This window comes from Campylobacter sp. (genome assembly GCF_020024835.1).
Classification (GTDB): domain Bacteria; phylum Campylobacterota; class Campylobacteria; order Campylobacterales; family Campylobacteraceae; genus Campylobacter_D.
In genome coordinates this window covers 44,396-60,630 of sequence record NZ_JAHHTD010000002.1, presented here as the reverse complement: position 1 = coordinate 60,630, position 16,235 = coordinate 44,396, and the positions used below count along the sequence as shown (strand labels likewise).

Sequence of the window (16,235 nt, the reverse complement as noted above, 5' to 3'; positions counted from 1 at the left end):
ACTTTAAATTAAGTAAAACTATCTTATAATCAAATTTTACTTTTAATTAAGGTTTAATATGCAAATTCCTTTTATAGATTTAACAACTCAGTATAATACTTATAAAAATGAAATTGATTTGGCTATTAGCGAAGTGTTACAAGATGCTACTTTTATAGGTGGAAAGAAACTTGAAAATTTTGAAACAAATTTAGCCAAGTATGTGGGGATTAAGTATGCTATTGGATGTTCTAGCGGAACTAGTGCGCTTTATCTTGCATTAAAGACTTTAGATATTAAAGAAAATGATGAGGTAATTTTGCCATCTTTTACTTTCATAGCAACTGCTGAAATGGTAGCTTTAATGGGAGCTAAGCCTATTTTTGTAGATATTGATTTTAAAGATTATAATCTTTGTTTAGAGCAAGTAAAAAAAGCTATTACTAGAAAAACTAAAGCAGTTATTGCAGTGAGTATTTTTGGACTTATGCCTGATATGTTGGCTTTAAAAGAAATTTGTAAAGATCATCATATTGCTTTAATTGAAGATGGAGCGCAAAGTTTTGGTGCAAAAGAAAAACAAAGAAAATCATGCTCTATAGCTGATATTTCTTGCACAAGCTTTTTTCCTTCTAAGCCTTTAGGAGCTTATGGTGATGGAGGTGCTATTTTTACTAACGATGATGAATTAGCTCAAAAAATTAGAATTTATTTAAATCATGGACAGACTCAAAGATATAAACACAAATATATAGGTATAAATGCAAGACTTGATACAATTCAAGCTGCTATTTTGAATGTAAAATTAAAATATTTAGATGATGAAATATTAAAAAGAGAAAAAATTGCACAAATTTATGATGAAAATTTAAAAAATTGTATCATTCCACCAAAAAAATTAGGTTTTTCTAGTGTTTGGGCTCAATATAGTATTCGTGTTAAAAATAGAGAAAAACTTATGCAAAATTTGCAAGATCAAGGCATACCAACAGCAGTGCATTATCCTTTAGGACTGCATTTGCAAGAAGCATTTAAGTATCTTAATTATCAAAAAGGAAGTTTGCCAAATACGGAGCTTTTAAGTGATGAGATTTTATCTTTACCTATGAGTGCCTTTTTAAAAGAAGAACATCAAGCTAGAGTGATAGAGGCATTAAGATGAATATAGGCTTAGTGGGTTTAGGCAAAATGGGAAAGAATCATTTAAAAGAACTCAAAAAGAATTCAAATATAGGAAAAATTTGTTTATTTGATCCTTTTTGCAAGGAAAAATTTCAATATTCCTTATATGATAATTTTGATGAATTTTTAGCACAAAATTTAGATGCTGTTTTTATAGCTACTCCAACTAATACACATTTGCAAATTGCAATAAAAGTGTTTGCTAAAGTTAAAAATGTTTTGATAGAAAAACCACTAGCTTTAAATTTGGAGCAAATTTTAAAAATAGAAAGTGCTGCAAAGATTCATCAAGTAAAGGTTGGGGTAGGTTTTTGTGAAAGATTTAATCCCGTTATATTGACTTTAAAAGAAAAATTATTGCAAGATAAAATAATAAGCATTAATATCCAAAGAATTTCTTTATATCCTCAAAGAATTATTGATGTTGGGGTATTAAATGATCTTAGTGTGCATGATCTTGATTTGTTGCGTTTTTTAACTCAAAAGGAAATTACTAAAGTAAATATTTACAAAACTTATCATCATAATGAAAAATTTGAAGACGAAGTGATGATGAATTTAGAATTAGATCATATTTTAGCAAGTATTCATAATAGTTGGAATGCAAAGAAAACGATACGAAAGATTGTTATTTTAGGTGAAAAACATACCTATGAAGTAGATTTAAAAAATTTTACACTTTTTATAGATGAGAAAAAAATTGAAAATTTATATATTAATTCTCCTTTGCAAGGAGAGCACGAAGCATTTTTTAAATTTTTGAAAAATACTATACCTCAAAATTTAGCTACTATAGAAGATGCTTTGAAAGTTCAAGAAATTTTAGAAAGAGTTTGTTGATGAGGTATGTTTTTTTTCTTAATATGGGTGGAGTAAATCAATTAAGTGAATGTGAGCTTTTTTTAAAAAATATGTTTAACGATCCTTATATTTTAGATATTAAAAATACTTTTTTAAGAAAATTTGTAGCCTTTATAATAAGAAAACTAAGACTCAAAGCTATGATAGAAAATTATGAAAAAATGGGAGGTAAATCTCCTCTAACACAAATTACACAAAATTTATGCAATAAATTAAAATCTCAAAATAAACATTATCAGTTTGATTTTATTAGTTTATATGTGCCACCTTTTGCCTATGATGTTTTTAGCAAATACGACTTTAAAGAAGAAGATGAGCTTATTTTATTTCCTTTATATCCGCATCATTCCAAAACAACAATTACAAGTTCTGTAAAATCAGCACAAAGGGCTTTAGCAAAACTAAACAATAAGGCAAGCATTAAGATTATAGATCCTTTTTATAAGGATAAAATTTATAATGAAATGATTGTTAAGCATATTTTAAAGGCAAAAAAACCAGAGCATAAAATTTTAATTTTTTCTGCGCATTCTTTGCCTATTTCTATTATTAAAAAAGGCGATATGTATGAAAAGCATATTAATGAACATATAGATATTTTAAAAGAAATTTTAAGACCATATTTTAATGAAATTTTACTTTCTTATCAGTCTAAGTTAGGTCCTATTAAATGGTTAGGTCCAAGTACTAGTGAAATTTTATCTAAACTTCAGCACAAGGCTTTGATTTATCCTATTTCTTTTTGTATAGATTGTTCTGAAACCATTTTTGAATTAGGTATAGAATATAAACATTTAGCAAGTCAAGAGTATGATTTAATTGCTTGTCCTAACGATACTGCTGAATTTGTAGATTTTATAAATTTTAAACTTTTTAATGATAAATAATGAATTAAATCTTTAAAAATATTTTAATAAAATCAATTAAATTCTTAAATTTTTACTTAAAATATTTTTTAAAAATAGGAACTTTGATTATAAAGGCTTTTTAATTTGTTTTATTTTTTATAGGAGTTAAATAATTTTCTTTAATTAGAATCTGAACTATATCTTTAAATATAGGTAATGCACTTTGCGCAGCATAATAACTATAAGCTTTAGTTGGATTTCTTACTAAAACTCCTATAGTATAAGCGTGGTTTGTATCATTGGCAAAGCCGAAAAAAGAGGCATTGTAGCGATTTGAAGTATATCCTTTTCTTTCTGCTATACGTGCAGTTCCAGTTTTACCTCCTATGACAATACCTTCAGTAAAAGCTTTTTTTCCTGTGCCTTGTTCGATAACATTGATTAAAATTTGTTGCATTTGTTGAGCTGCTTTACTAGATAAAATCTTATCTTTTTTTACTTCTTTATCTAAGATTACCATACGCCCATCTTGATAAAATTTGTATGCAATTTGTGGAGAGATATAAATTCCATCATTATTAAAAACATTATAAGCAGCTAAAAGTTGTATAAAAGTAGTTTTGAGTCCATAACCATAACTTAAAACAGACTTTTCTATATCTCTTAATCTTTTTGGATTAGGAATTTCTCCTTTTTGTTCATAAGGTAAGTCTATACCACTTTTTTCACCAAATCTAAAAATTCTAAGCCCTGATATAATCTCTAAGTTACTAAGTCTTTGAGCAATTTTTATCATACCGACATTAGATGAATAAGTAATAACTTCTTCCATAGTCATTTTGTTTTTAATATGATCATCTCGTATGGTAAAACGACCAAGTTTATATTGACCTTTATTCGTATCTATAATTTCATTTGTTTTGATTTTATCAAGCATTAAAGCAGTGGTAAAAATAAAAGGTTTGATAACAGAACCAGCTTCATATCCATATTCTACAACACTCGCATTTAGTACCGATAAATCTTTTCCACGATTTTGCGGATCATATCTTCTTGAGCTAGCCAGTGCTAAAATTTTACCACTTTTACTTTCCATTACAGCGACAATAATTTCATTGGCTTTAAGATCTTCATTTTTTTGATCTATAGCTTTTTCTAGACTTTTTTGAAGTTTTAGTGATATATTTAAGTATAAATTACAACCATTAATTTTGCGTTGTCCATAAGAATATAAATTTAAGATAATGTTCCCGCCTATATCTTTTAAACCTTGAATTTTTGCATTTTGAAGAGGATTTAAACATTCGTTATAGTATTTTTCTAAACCCTTAATACCTGAATTTTTAAAAATATTACTTTCCTCATCCATATAAGCTCTAGTATATCCTATAATAGGGGTTAAAGAATCTTTTGGCATATATACACGATCTTCTTTATGCTCTATGATATTAAGACCCCTTGTTTCAACTCTTCCATTACTATTTGTAAATGCTTTGAAAAAACCTTGAGCATAAAGTTTTTTTGCAAGTTCTTTAAGATAGCTTGCATTTTTAGAATTGATATTTTGTAATAAAATAAAACTATAACTTCTTTTTTTAGCATTCATTCTTTTTTTGATATCTTGCATTTCTTCATCGCTAGCACCGCTATAAATTTGAAAAAGTGTTAAAAAAAGATCTTTTTTATTGGGATTTAAACTCCTTAAATCTATCTCTGCTCTATAAATTTGCCTACTAGAAGTAATGATGAAATTATCATTAGTGATAATATTACCTCTTAAAGCAGAAAAATATTGCTCTTTTTCTGTGTTAGGGATATGTCTTTTGGAGGTAAGAAAAAATGTAGATAATAAAAACAATACCATAAAAAACAGAGCCACACAAAAAGCAAAAGCAACCTTTGAAACTCTATTTCGAGTGGTATTTTGGAGCATATATTATATTTGAGTTCTTGAAATTTCTTTATAAGCGTTTATAGCTTTATTTCTAACTTCAAGCATAAATTTCATACTTGTTTCAGCTTTGCTAATAGCTATAGCTGCTTGATGTAAATCTTTTACTTCACCTGTAGCAATATCTGTCATTGCAGCTTCGGCATTTTCTTGATTTTTATTAAGATCATTAATAGAATTTTTTAATAAACTTGAAAATTCATTACCAATATTGTTTGTATTATTTGTATTAGTTTTGTTATTTAAATTATTGAGTTGATTAATATTATTTATATTCATTCGTTTAACCTCTTAGTAAATCTATGGCACTTTGTGCTATGGTTTTAGTGCTTGTAAATGCACTTACATTAGCTTGATAAGCCCTGGTTGCTTCTATTAAGTTAGCCATTTCTATAACAGGATTAATGTTTGGAAATGCGACATAACCTTGTTCGTTTGCATCTGGATGAGATGGATCAAATTTCATTCTAAAATCTTTATCATCTCTAACTACCTTATCAACTACAACACTCATTATAGCAGGTTTTGCATCTTTTTGCGAAGCTGGATCATTGAGTGGATTTTCATATTCTAAAAAATTATTATTTTTTTCTATTTGCTTATTTAAAATTTCACTAAAGTCAGTTGCTTTAAAAATAACTTCCCTTCTTCTATAAGGACCACCTTCTGCTGTTCTTGTTGTATTTGCATTAGCTATATTTGAGCTAATTACGTTCATTCTAAAACGTTGAGCGCTAAGTCCATATCCACTAATATCAAAATCACTTAAGTAAGCCATCTTTCATCTCCTAGCTTAATTTAGAACTTGTTTCAATGATAGTTGAAAAGAGGTTGCTTTGTCTTTTTAAGACACCATCTAAAGCTGAAATCATCATAGCATTTTTACTCATTTCTGTAGTCTCTACGTCTAAATCAACCGTATTAGCATCATTTCTTGCTAAATGTCCGTCTCTTAAATAAATTGTAGATTTATTTGGATCAGGAAATTTCCAAGGTTTTTGATGATTTGCATTAGTGCTTGCAAGCTCAAGTTCTTTAGTATCTTTTCTTTTAAAAATTTCATTTGCTCTATTAACTAAAGCAGTTTCAAATTCTATATCTCTTGCTTTATAAAAAGGAGTATCTACATTTGCAAGATTAGAATTTATCATTTGACTTCTTAAATTTCTTCCTGCTAGTGCATTAACAACGAGTTCTTTTGATTTAAAAGGGTCTATCATCTTTTTCCTTTCATAAAACTTTTCTCAATATAAAGCAAAAAATATTCCAAAAATCTAACATCTTATTTGCGAGAGATTATATCCTTTTAGAGTAAATTTCTAAAATTTTCAAAGCCACTTTGTAGATTAATTTTTTTTTCTAAAATTTCTAAAAAATCTTTTTTAGATAATTCTTTTGCACCCATAAATTTTAAATGATTATTAGGAATTTGACAATCAATAATAAATTCAAAAGGAGATAGAATTTCACAAAGTTTTATTAATGCAATCTTAGAGATATCTTTTTTAAGACTAATCATACTTTCGCCAAAAAACATTTTACCTATAATAAGTCCATATAAGCCACCAATAAGTTTATTATTTTCATACACTTCGACACTATGAGCTATATTTTGCTTAAAAAGCTCATTATAAATTACAATAAATTCTTGAGATATCCACGTTTTTTCTCTTGATGCACAAAGATTAATGAGTGAATTAAAGTTTTTATCAAGTTTAATATCATAAGTTTTTAAAGATTTTTTAATACTTTTTTGTATGTGAATATCTGCAGGAAAAAGAACCATTCTAGGAGAAGGACACCACCAAGTAACAGGATTGCTTGTCCATGGAAAAAGTCCTAATTTATATGCTTGAAGTATAAAATTTAATTCTAGTTTTTCACTTATAAAAACTGGAGCATTATCAGGACTTTTTAGAAGTTTAGAATACAAATTTGATTGTTTCATCTTTAGAAAGTCTTAATTTTACTTTTCCACCATTTTTTAGTTTGCCAAATAAAATTTCATCACTTAATTTTTCACCAATTTCATCTGCTATTACACGTTTTAACAACCTCACTCCAAAATCTTTAAAAGAAGCTTTTTTTGCAATAAATTCTTTTACTTTTTTATCAGCTTCTATGCTAATATCTTTTAAATTTGAACTCATAATTTCAAGTTCTTTTTGAACTATTTGTTCTAAAATTTCATCATTTAAATCATTAAAATGTATGATTTTATCGATACGATTGATAAATTCAGGAGTAAAAAAATCTTTGATGGCTTTATTATTTTTTTCTTTGTTATTACTTAAAAATCCCAACTCATTTGTTTCCTTAAGACCTAAATTTGAAGTCATAATAATGATGGTATTTTTAAAATCAGCTTTAAGACCGCTATTATCGGTCAAACTTGCATTATCAAAAATTTGCAAAAAAGTATTAGTAAGATCAGGATGAGCTTTTTCTATTTCATCAAAAAGCACTACGCTAAAAGGATTTTTTCTGATACTATTGCTTAATAACCCTCCATCTTCATATCCAACATAGCCAGCTGAGGTTCCTATAAGCTTACTAATATCATGCTTTTGAGCATATTCACTCATATCAAATCTTTCAAGATTTAAGTTTAAAATTTGTGCTAATTGTTTTGCAAGTTCTGTTTTACCAACTCCACTTGCTCCGGTAAATAAAAATACACCTTTAGGGGTATTTTTAGCTTTCAAACCTGCATAACTTTGTTTTAAGATTGAACATAAGGCTTTTATAGCTTCATTTTGCCCGAATATATTATTTTTTAGATTATTTTCTAAATTTTTTAAAATTTTTCCTTGATCACTTTCATAAATTTTATGAGAATGAGTCATTCTAGCTAAAGTATTTTCTAAATCTTCATTTTTAATTATTTTTTTAGTTTTTTTATTTTCTAATGCAAAATTAGCTCCCAATTCGTCTATTAAATCTACCGCACTATCAGGTAAAAATTTATCATGTAAAAATTGTTTAGCAAGCTTGATACTATTTTGTAAGATTTCATCGCTAAGTTTGATTTTATGAAAATTTTCATATTTATTTTTTAAGCCTTTTAAAATCAAAAAACATTCTTCTTCACTTGGCTCGTCTATATCGATTTTAGCAAATCTTCTACCTAATGCTCTATTTTTATCAAAAGTATTTTTGTATTCTATAAAAGTTGTAGCACCTATACATTTAATAGAACCATTGCTTAATGCAGGTTTTAATAAATTTGACATATCCGCACGACTTTCATTACTAGCACCCGCACCAACTATGGTATGAATTTCATCTATAAATAAGATCGCATTAGGGATATTTTCTAATTCTTTAATAATATCTTTTAATCTTTTTTCAAAATCACCTCTATATTTAGTTCCTGATAATAAGCTAGCCATATCAAGACTATAAATTTTTGAATTTTGCAGATGTGTTGGGACTTTATTTTGTGCAATAGCTAAGGCTAAACCTTCTACTACAGCAGTTTTTCCAACTCCAGGTTCTCCTACTAAAATTGGATTATTTTTTTTACATCTACTTAAAATTTGCATTATCCTCTCAAGTTCAAATTTTCTACCGATAACAGGGTCTATTTTCCCAGATTTTGCAAGTTCTACAAGTTCAATTGTATGAATTTTTACATTTTCAAATTCAGTGCTTTGTAGAAGTTTTTCTAGTTTTTCTTTGTTGATTAGATGTTTTTTTAAAAGTTGATGAGAGTAAGATTTTTCCTCCTGAATTAATGCAATTAAAAAATTCAATACATCGGTTTGTTTTTTTTTATTTAAATTTTGTAAGATATCATTTAATACTATAGAAAATATAGGCTCTATGTCTTTTTTTAAGACTTCATTATTCTTTGCTAGATAATTTTTTAATTCTATTTCAAAGGTTGATAAGTCTCCATCTCCAATTTCTTCTAGTATTTTTTTAAAATCATTGCTTAATTTTACTAAGGTAAAAAGTAAATGTTCGCAAGTTATAAATTCGTGATGATTGATAAAGCTTAAATGTCTTGCATTAGGAATGAATGAATCTATTAGTTCTTGATATTTCATTGTTCTTCTATCCTTGTTTGTAATGGAAAATTATTATTTTTTGCTGCTATATCAACTTGTTGTTTTTTACTTAGAGCGATTTCTTGGGTATAAATACCACATACTCCGGTGCCTTGATGATGAATTTCTAACATAATAGCATTTGCTTTTTCAAAATTGTGATGGAATATATTAATTAAAATATCTATAACAAATTCCATTGTTGTAATATCATCATTTAGCAACAATACTTTAAACATCTTAGGATCTGCTAATTTTTGTTGTTCTAAGGTTTCATTTTTTAGACTCATGAGAAATCCTGTCGATATCTTTTTGCATAATTTGCTCTGGAATTCTTCCTAGATAATACTTTACAAAATTTTGTGTAGTATTCCAAAAATTACTTAAATCTTGATATTTTTTGTCTTTTAAAATTACTTTAAATGGAAGTTGTTCCATATTTTTGTAGTTTATATCTTTTAGAATTTGTGCAATAATTCTGTCATTTTCTTTAGAATTGCTCAAAAAATAATATGCCCCATATGTGATAGCAAAATCTTTAATAGCTTGATCGCTTACGTTTTCAAAATGGCTTAATCCTATTAAGATAAGATTAGGGTTGTTTTTTTGCCATAAATTAGTAAGAATAGGTGCTTCTTCTTGGCAAGGAGTGCAAAAGGTTCCAAAAAAATCTAACATTAAAATTTTTTCTTCTTCACCTTTGATAACAAATCCATTTTCAGCTCTTACTAGAGTTTTTTCACCTCCATTGATATTTTGCAAGATTATTTCTTCTCCTGTTTTAAATTCTTTGAAATAAAAGTCATCTTCTAAAGTAGCTTGATTAGAACAAGCATTTAAAAAAAATCCGATATTTATTAAAATTAAATACACAAGTTTTTTCATATAAATTCCTTTATGTTAATAATGATTTTTTATAGCAGCTCTTGCTTCAAGATCTGCTTGTTTTTTCTTAAGACTTTCTCTTTTATCGTGTAAATTCTTTCCTTTTGCTAATGCTATTAAGACTTTGACTTTATTTTTTTCATTAAAATAAAATTCTAAAGGAACTATGGTAAATCCTTGAATACTTATTTTTCCAAATAGTTTATCAATTTGCTTTTTATGCATTAAAAGTTTCCTAGCATCTTTTTCATTATGCCTATAAAAAGTGTGTGTGGTGCTTAAATGAGAAATATGAGCATTAAGTAAAAAGATTTCTCCTTTAATAATGCGGATAAAAGAGTCTTTTAAATTTGCCCTAAAAGCTCTTAATGCTACTACTTCAGAACCTTTCAAAACAATTCCTGCTTCAAATTTTTCTAAAATTTCGTAATCAAAAAAAGCTTTTTTGTTTTTTACAATAGTTTTTTTCATTTATTAAACCTTAAAAACACTACTTCCACTTCCACTTAAGAAATATCCTTGAGAAAGAAATTCCTGCATTTTAGGATAAATTTTTACACAAGGGGCAAATAAATCATTTAATTGAGTATTTTTAAATTCTAGCAATTGATTTGTTTTAAGTTGGTTAAATTGTTTGGCTAGTTGTAAATTTTCTTTTAAGTTGTAGTGCGTTTTGTCAAATGCTTCATAAACTTTAGCGCTTGAGCATACAAAAGGCAAGAAAGTAAAATCTAAACAGACAAAATCATCATCAAAATACTCCACAATTTCTCCACAACCACTAACATTTGCACTTTCATATCCACTTAAAAAAAAGAGTAAATCAGAACCAAGTTTTTGGCAAATTTGTTTTAAAATTTGCCAAGATAATTTTAAATTTAACTCTTCATTGATCATAAGTAAAAAAGAAACAGCATCAGTGCTACTTCCACCAAGCCCTCCACCTATAGGTATATTTTTAGTTAATTTTAAACTCTTATTTTTAAAAAAATCTTTCAATTCTTCTTCATACCCTAAATTTTTAAGTTCATTATATGCTTTATGGATAATAGTATCTTCTTTAAAATTACCGGTAATTTCAAAACCTTCTTTATTTTTTTCACTACTAAAATCTAGCTCATCATATAAGTGTTTTAACAAGATAAAACGTGATGATATTAAATGATAAGACCTTGTATCAAATCCTACGATTTTTAAAAAAATATTAGCTTTGGCGTAAGCTTTCATTTTTTAAGCTTTTTACTCAAATCATCAAGCTTAATGGTTTCATCGCTAATTGAATGTAAATTTTCACTTTTTACTTGTTCAATAAGTTCTTTTCTTAAAATCATTAAAGTTTTTGGAGCTTCAATGCCTATTTTTGCATATCCTTTGCCGGTTTGAACTATTTTTATTTCTATATCATCGCCTATTTGTATGCTTTCATTTTCTTTTCTTGATAAAATTAACATTTTAAAACCTTATTTAAATAATATTGCACCTGACTATCTTTTATATTTATAATGGAAAAAAAATTAGCTGTTTCTAGGAGATAGCAACCTTCTTCTTGAATTTCTAAGTCATCTAAGAAAATTCTTTGTCCATTGTATAATTTTTGGGGACATTTTATCGTATTTTTTTTAAGATTTAAATAATCTAATATGTCAAGTTCTTTCTCATTATCATAATAAAAATCACCTTCGCAAATTCTTTCAAGGGAGCTTAAAGTAGCATTAATTCCTAATTTTTTAGCAAATAATTCGCAATATGATCTAATATAACCTCCTTCACTCACTGAAATTTCCATAGTTAAAAATGGATGATTGTAGTGTAAAATTTTAGAATAAAAAATTTCCATTTCGCAAGTTTTTAAATTTGCTTGAATACCTTTTTTTGCTAGCTCATAAGATCGCACACCATTAATTTTTTTAGCACAATAAGCAGGTGGAGTATAAGAAATAACCCCTAAAAGTTCTTTTTGTATTTTTTGTAAAATTGAATGATTAAATGGCGTCAAAGAGGTTATTTTTTCTATATTTTGATTATCAATACTTTTAGATTTTACCCCAAGCCAAAGTGTGGCTTTATATATTTTAGGACTTTTTTTAAAAAATCTAAATAATTTTGTATATTGTCCAAAAGCGATCAATAAAACGCCCTTTGCAAAAGGATCAAGAGTTCCTGAAAAGCCAGCTTTTTTATTTTTGTATTTTTTTTTAAGTTTATTTAAGAAAACATTAGAGCTTAATCCACTTGGTTTATATGCTACAAAGAGTTTATTCATATAATTTTTTCCACAAAATTTGACATTATGATTCTTTCTATACCACCAAAATTAATGGTTAATCTTTCTTCAACTCTTATTTTGCTTACACTTATTACTCTACCTATACCAAAAATTTTATGCTTGATTAAATCACCTTTTTTGTATGATTTAGCATCATCAAGGATTAATTCTTTTTTTATGACATTGCTTTCACTTAAAAATCTACTTTTAGCTAATTTAGCTCTGCTTCCTTTATAAAATCTTGAGTTAGCATAACTTAAATAAAGCTTTTTTTTAGTTCTTGTAATAGCTACATAAGCGAGTCTTCGCTCTTCTTCTATATTGCTTGATTCGCTAGTTAATGGAAAAAAACCTTCTTCTAAACCCACAAGAAAAATATAATCAAATTCAAGACCTTTGCTAGCATGTATGCTCATAATGCAAATACTTTCTTGTTCTAAACCATCTTGTTCATTTAAAAGTGTAATTTCATTTAAAATATCATCTAAATTTTTATAATTTCCATGAGAAATTTTATCTTTTAAGTTAGCATAAAGTTCATCGATATTTAAAATTTTATCTTCACCTTCTGGAGAATTTTTATAAAATTCTTTTAGTTTAAATTCGCTTTCTAAAGAAGTGATGATATCAATTAAGCTATCTTTTTCTTTAAGTTTATATATATTGAGTATAAATTTTTCTATTTCTTTTTCTGTTTTTTTACTAAAAAATTTATTACCTATTGTGGTGCAAAGTGCTTCAAATAAGGATAAATGATGTTTTTTAGCATAATCTTGAAGTTTGTTTAATGCAACATTACCAAAATTTCTCTTAGGTTTATTTATGATACGTTTAAAAGAATAATCATCATTTAAATTAGATAGCAATCTCAAATAAGAAATGATATCTTTAATTTCAGATCGCTCATAAAATCTCATTCCACTTAGCAATTTAAAAGGAATTTTTTCTATGGTAAAAGCTTCTTCTAAAGCTCTAGAAAGTGCATTTACTCTATAAAGTATAGCAATTTCACTAGGATCAATACCCAATTTTAAAAGTTTTTTTACTTCTTTTGCTATTTTAAAACTTTCTATTTTTTCATCATCGTTTTGTAAAATTTCAATTTCTTCGCCCTTGTCTTTAGTGCAAATTAAAACCTTACCTAGTCTTTTTTTATTATGCTCTATAAGCTCATTGGCAGCTTGCAAGATAGCACTAGTAGATCGATAATTTTGTTCTAATTTTACAAGCTTGACGTTGCTAAATTGTTTTTGAAAATTTAAAATATTTTCTATTTTAGCTCCACGCCATCCATAAATACTTTGATCATCATCACCAACTACACAAATATTTTCATGAGTTGAGCATAATTTTTTTAAAATTTGATATTGTAAAGTATTTGTGTCTTGATACTCATCAACCGTGATATAAGCATATTTTTTACTTTGTTCTTTTGCAAAATTTTCATCTTCTAAAATTTTATTTGTAAGCATTAATAAATCATCAAAATCCATAAAATTATGTTGAATTAAAAAATGTTCATATTGCTCATAAAGATGAATAATTTCTTTATAGTTTTTATTTTTTTCATCATCTAATAATCCTAATTCTTTTTGAATTTCTTGAGCATTTTTACTTTGATTTTTAAAATTTGAAATATAAGCCCCTATGGTGGCTAGTGAATTTTTCAAATTTTCACTAGCTAAATCTTTTAAAATCTTTTTTTTATCATCTGTATCGATGATAACAAAATTATTTGCTCGAGAGATTCTTTCGCTATGAAGTCTTAGGAATAATAAGCCAAATTTATGAAATGTGCAAAGTAGAGGATTGAGTAAATTTTCATTTTTAATCAGAGCTAAAGCTCTACTTTTCATTACACTAGCAGCTTTATTTGTAAAAGTAAGAGTTAATGTATGGTGTGCTGGAATTCCTACTTGATCAATCAAATACGCAAGTCTAGTGGTAATAGTTTTTGTTTTTCCGCTACCTGCACCAGCAAGTATCAACATCGCACCATCTATATGTAAAACGGCTTCTTTTTGACTAGAATTTAAATCCTGTAATAAATTCATTTTTTTAATATGTCTTTATTATTTGGATTGTTTAAAAAAGCATTCATAGATTTTTCTTTATGCTTTTGTTCATTATGTTTTTTAAAATAATTAGAAAAATTTACAAAAATTATATTCTCCATTACTTGAATTTGGGTGATTGCCCCTAAATCAACTTTTACAAAGGTTGCAAAATCATCAGGCCCAAAACCTGCGTGAAATTCCATATTTTCTTTGTTTAAAACTATAGATTTAAAAGTATATCCTCCAAGTGCAAAAATACAATAAGGATTATTGCTTATCATATCAATTTCCTTTGGAAGCGAGGGGGTTAAGGTTACAAATTTTGTATTTACTACAATATTAAATTCTACTTCTTCTTTAATCAAAATTTGTAAGCATTGATATATACTATTTTGCATTAAATCTATGAAATCTTTATCATTTAAGATTTTATCAATCATCACTAAGCCTTAAAAATTCATTTACTATATTTTTTACTTGCTCTAAACCTATATTCCAAAATTCATCACTTTCTATATTAAATCCAAACATAGACACGAGTTCGCTTGGGCTCTTGCTTCCTCCACTGCTTAAAAATTTAATATACAATTGCACAAAATCTTTACATTTGCCACTTTTGTATAAGCCATATAAGGTAAGTACTAGAAGTTGTGCATAAGCATAAGCATAGCAATAAAATGGCGAATGGATAAAATGCGGTATATACGAATACCACAAAGCATATTCCTTACTTAGTTTAACACTATCTTTAAACATTTTTTGAGATTCTTCTAGCCATATTTCACTTAATTCTTTAGAGTTTAATTCCTCATTTTTAGTATGAAATCTTCTTTCAAAAGTAGTGAAATTAATTTGTCTATATAAGGTGGCAAAAATATCTTCAATCTTAGCAGCATATAAAGATAAAAGCTCATTTTTGTTTAATTTTTCTTTTATATGATCAAAAATTAACATTTCAGCAAACACTGAAGCAGTTTCTGCTGTGGTTAATGGTGTATTTTGATTTAAAAAACTAACATTATATGAGAGTTTTTGATGGATAGTATGACCAAGTTCATGAGCTAATGTAAAAAGATCACGTCTTTTATTGGTAAAATTTAGTAAGATATAAGGATGAGTTAGCGGGGTGCTAGAATGAGAAAAAGCACCACCTTGTTTAAAATCTTTAGGATAAACATCAATCCATCCATTATTGAAAGCTTCATTGGCTATATTGTAAAATTCAATTGAAAAATTACTAAAAGCTTTTAAAACTATTTCTTTAGCATCTTCAAAATTTATTTGCATATCTTGTCCAATTGGTGCATATCTATCATAATCTTTAAGGCTTTTATAACCAAGTATTTTCTTTTTAGCATTGTAAAATTTAGCAACTAAGTCAAATGAATTCTCAGTTGAATTAATAAGTGCATCTACGCTTTTTTTAGAAATTTGATTTTTGATATGTCGTGAGGTTTCAGGACTTTCATAGGCTCTTAATTTGCATATATTAGAAAGTTCAGTTTTTATCATATTAAATATATAAACTAAAAGTTTATTTTGTTTTTTTAACCCTTTGCTAAAACATTTTGATGCTTTTTTTCTAACATTTCTATCAGGATCATAAAGCTTACTTAGAATTTCTTCTTCGCTTATTTTTTTCCCATCAAATTTAAATCTTAATGCACTAAAAGTTTCATCAAATAATCTTGAAAAAGCATTAGCTCCAGTATTTGATAAATGCAAAATTATTCTTTCTTCTTTTTGTGAAAGATTATGTTGTTTGTGTTGAATAAGATTATTTAAATAAAAAGCATAATCTTTGCAATAATTTATAAAATTTTGATTTTTTTCTTCGCTTAACTCACAAAATTCAAGTTCAAAAAAGAGTAAATGTTCTTCTATTTCTTTACTTAAATTTTCATATTTTGCATAAAATGAACCTTTGGTTGTATCTTGAGCAAATACCAAATACACATAGGTTAAAATATGAGAAAGTTTTAAGATTAAATTTTCATAATCTTTTAAGGCCTGTAAAAAAAATTCATTACTTAAATTACTTAAATTATTTTCGTAATTTTGTTTAAATTGTTTTGCTTCTTTGCAAATTTTATCTATATATATATTTAACTCTTCCTCGTTTTTAAATAACGCGCTTAAATCCCAATTTTTCAT

General features: G+C 26.8%; 18 protein-coding genes. 3 read left to right on the top strand and 15 right to left on the bottom strand.

Features of this window, described 5'->3' with window-relative positions:
- The first annotated feature begins 64 nt into the window (after positions 1-64).
- The 3 genes from QZ429_RS00765 to hemH are packed head-to-tail and all read left to right on the top strand — an operon-like array spanning position 65 to position 2,909.
- A complete protein-coding gene (locus QZ429_RS00765) occupies positions 65-1,141 on the top strand; it encodes a DegT/DnrJ/EryC1/StrS family aminotransferase (RefSeq protein ID WP_291949620.1) in 1,077 nt (358 codons plus the stop codon).
- Entirely contained in the window at positions 1,138-2,001 is an 864-nt protein-coding gene (locus QZ429_RS00760; protein WP_291949560.1) for a Gfo/Idh/MocA family oxidoreductase, read from the top strand. The genes QZ429_RS00765 and QZ429_RS00760 overlap by 4 nt, the downstream gene beginning before the upstream one ends.
- Entirely contained in the window at positions 2,001-2,909 is a 909-nt protein-coding gene (hemH, locus tag QZ429_RS00755) for a ferrochelatase (protein WP_291949617.1), read from the top strand. Before QZ429_RS00760 ends, hemH begins: the two co-directional genes overlap by 1 nt.
- A gap of 100 nt (positions 2,910-3,009) precedes the next feature.
- Here the strand turns inward: hemH and QZ429_RS00750 are convergent, their stop codons facing one another.
- The 15 genes from QZ429_RS00750 to QZ429_RS00680 all read right to left on the bottom strand — a co-directional run bounded on the left by QZ429_RS00750 (position 3,010) and on the right by QZ429_RS00680 (position 16,235).
- A complete protein-coding gene (locus QZ429_RS00750; protein ID WP_291949558.1) occupies positions 3,010-4,803 on the bottom strand; it encodes a penicillin-binding protein 2 in 1,794 nt (597 codons plus the stop codon).
- A gap of 3 nt (positions 4,804-4,806) precedes the next feature.
- Positions 4,807-5,094, bottom strand: coding sequence for a flagellar hook-basal body complex protein FliE (gene fliE / locus QZ429_RS00745; protein WP_291949614.1), 288 nt, complete (start codon positions 5,092-5,094; stop codon positions 4,807-4,809).
- 10 nt (positions 5,095-5,104) lie between these two features.
- Positions 5,105-5,599, bottom strand: a complete 495-nt coding sequence (gene flgC, locus QZ429_RS00740; protein ID WP_291949555.1) for a flagellar basal body rod protein FlgC — start codon at positions 5,597-5,599, stop codon at positions 5,105-5,107.
- 10 nt (positions 5,600-5,609) lie between these two features.
- A complete protein-coding gene (gene flgB / locus QZ429_RS00735) occupies positions 5,610-6,041 on the bottom strand; it encodes a flagellar basal body rod protein FlgB (protein WP_291949552.1) in 432 nt (143 codons plus the stop codon).
- An 86-nt stretch (positions 6,042-6,127) separates the two neighbouring features.
- Positions 6,128-6,769: a leucyl/phenylalanyl-tRNA--protein transferase gene (aat, locus tag QZ429_RS00730; protein WP_291949549.1), complete on the bottom strand. Its 642-nt coding sequence runs from the start codon at positions 6,767-6,769 to the stop codon at positions 6,128-6,130.
- Positions 6,744-8,873 carry an AAA family ATPase gene (locus QZ429_RS00725; protein ID WP_291949546.1) on the bottom strand — a complete coding sequence of 710 codons (2,130 nt, stop codon included), beginning with the start codon at positions 8,871-8,873 and terminating at the stop codon, positions 6,744-6,746. The genes aat and QZ429_RS00725 overlap by 26 nt, the downstream gene beginning before the upstream one ends.
- Positions 8,870-9,163, bottom strand: a complete 294-nt coding sequence (locus QZ429_RS00720) for an ATP-dependent Clp protease adaptor ClpS (RefSeq protein WP_291949545.1) — start codon at positions 9,161-9,163, stop codon at positions 8,870-8,872. The genes QZ429_RS00725 and QZ429_RS00720 overlap by 4 nt, the downstream gene beginning before the upstream one ends.
- On the bottom strand, positions 9,147-9,758 hold the full coding sequence (locus tag QZ429_RS00715; protein ID WP_291949544.1) for a thioredoxin domain-containing protein: 612 nt from the start codon (positions 9,756-9,758) through the stop codon (positions 9,147-9,149). Before QZ429_RS00715 ends, QZ429_RS00720 begins: the two co-directional genes overlap by 17 nt.
- Positions 9,759-9,773: 15 nt before the next feature.
- The gene (gene smpB / locus QZ429_RS00710; protein ID WP_291949543.1) at positions 9,774-10,229 is read right to left on the bottom strand and encodes an SsrA-binding protein SmpB; all 456 of its coding nucleotides are present in this window, start codon (positions 10,227-10,229) and stop codon (positions 9,774-9,776) included.
- A 3-nt stretch (positions 10,230-10,232) separates the two neighbouring features.
- Entirely contained in the window at positions 10,233-10,985 is a 753-nt protein-coding gene (locus QZ429_RS00705; protein WP_291949541.1) for a 4-(cytidine 5'-diphospho)-2-C-methyl-D-erythritol kinase, read from the bottom strand.
- Complete coding sequence (gene csrA, locus QZ429_RS00700) at positions 10,982-11,209, bottom strand: carbon storage regulator CsrA (protein WP_039650414.1); 228 nt, start codon at positions 11,207-11,209, stop codon at positions 10,982-10,984. The genes QZ429_RS00705 and csrA overlap by 4 nt, the downstream gene beginning before the upstream one ends.
- Complete coding sequence (gene truB / locus QZ429_RS00695) at positions 11,203-12,021, bottom strand: tRNA pseudouridine(55) synthase TruB (protein ID WP_291949533.1); 819 nt, start codon at positions 12,019-12,021, stop codon at positions 11,203-11,205. The genes csrA and truB overlap by 7 nt, the downstream gene beginning before the upstream one ends.
- On the bottom strand, positions 12,018-14,078 hold the full coding sequence (locus tag QZ429_RS00690) for an ATP-dependent helicase (protein WP_291949531.1): 2,061 nt from the start codon (positions 14,076-14,078) through the stop codon (positions 12,018-12,020). Before QZ429_RS00690 ends, truB begins: the two co-directional genes overlap by 4 nt.
- A complete protein-coding gene (locus tag QZ429_RS00685) occupies positions 14,075-14,521 on the bottom strand; it encodes a hypothetical protein (protein WP_291949529.1) in 447 nt (148 codons plus the stop codon). Before QZ429_RS00685 ends, QZ429_RS00690 begins: the two co-directional genes overlap by 4 nt.
- On the bottom strand, positions 14,514-16,235 hold the full coding sequence (locus tag QZ429_RS00680) for a M3 family oligoendopeptidase (protein WP_291949527.1): 1,722 nt from the start codon (positions 16,233-16,235) through the stop codon (positions 14,514-14,516). Before QZ429_RS00680 ends, QZ429_RS00685 begins: the two co-directional genes overlap by 8 nt.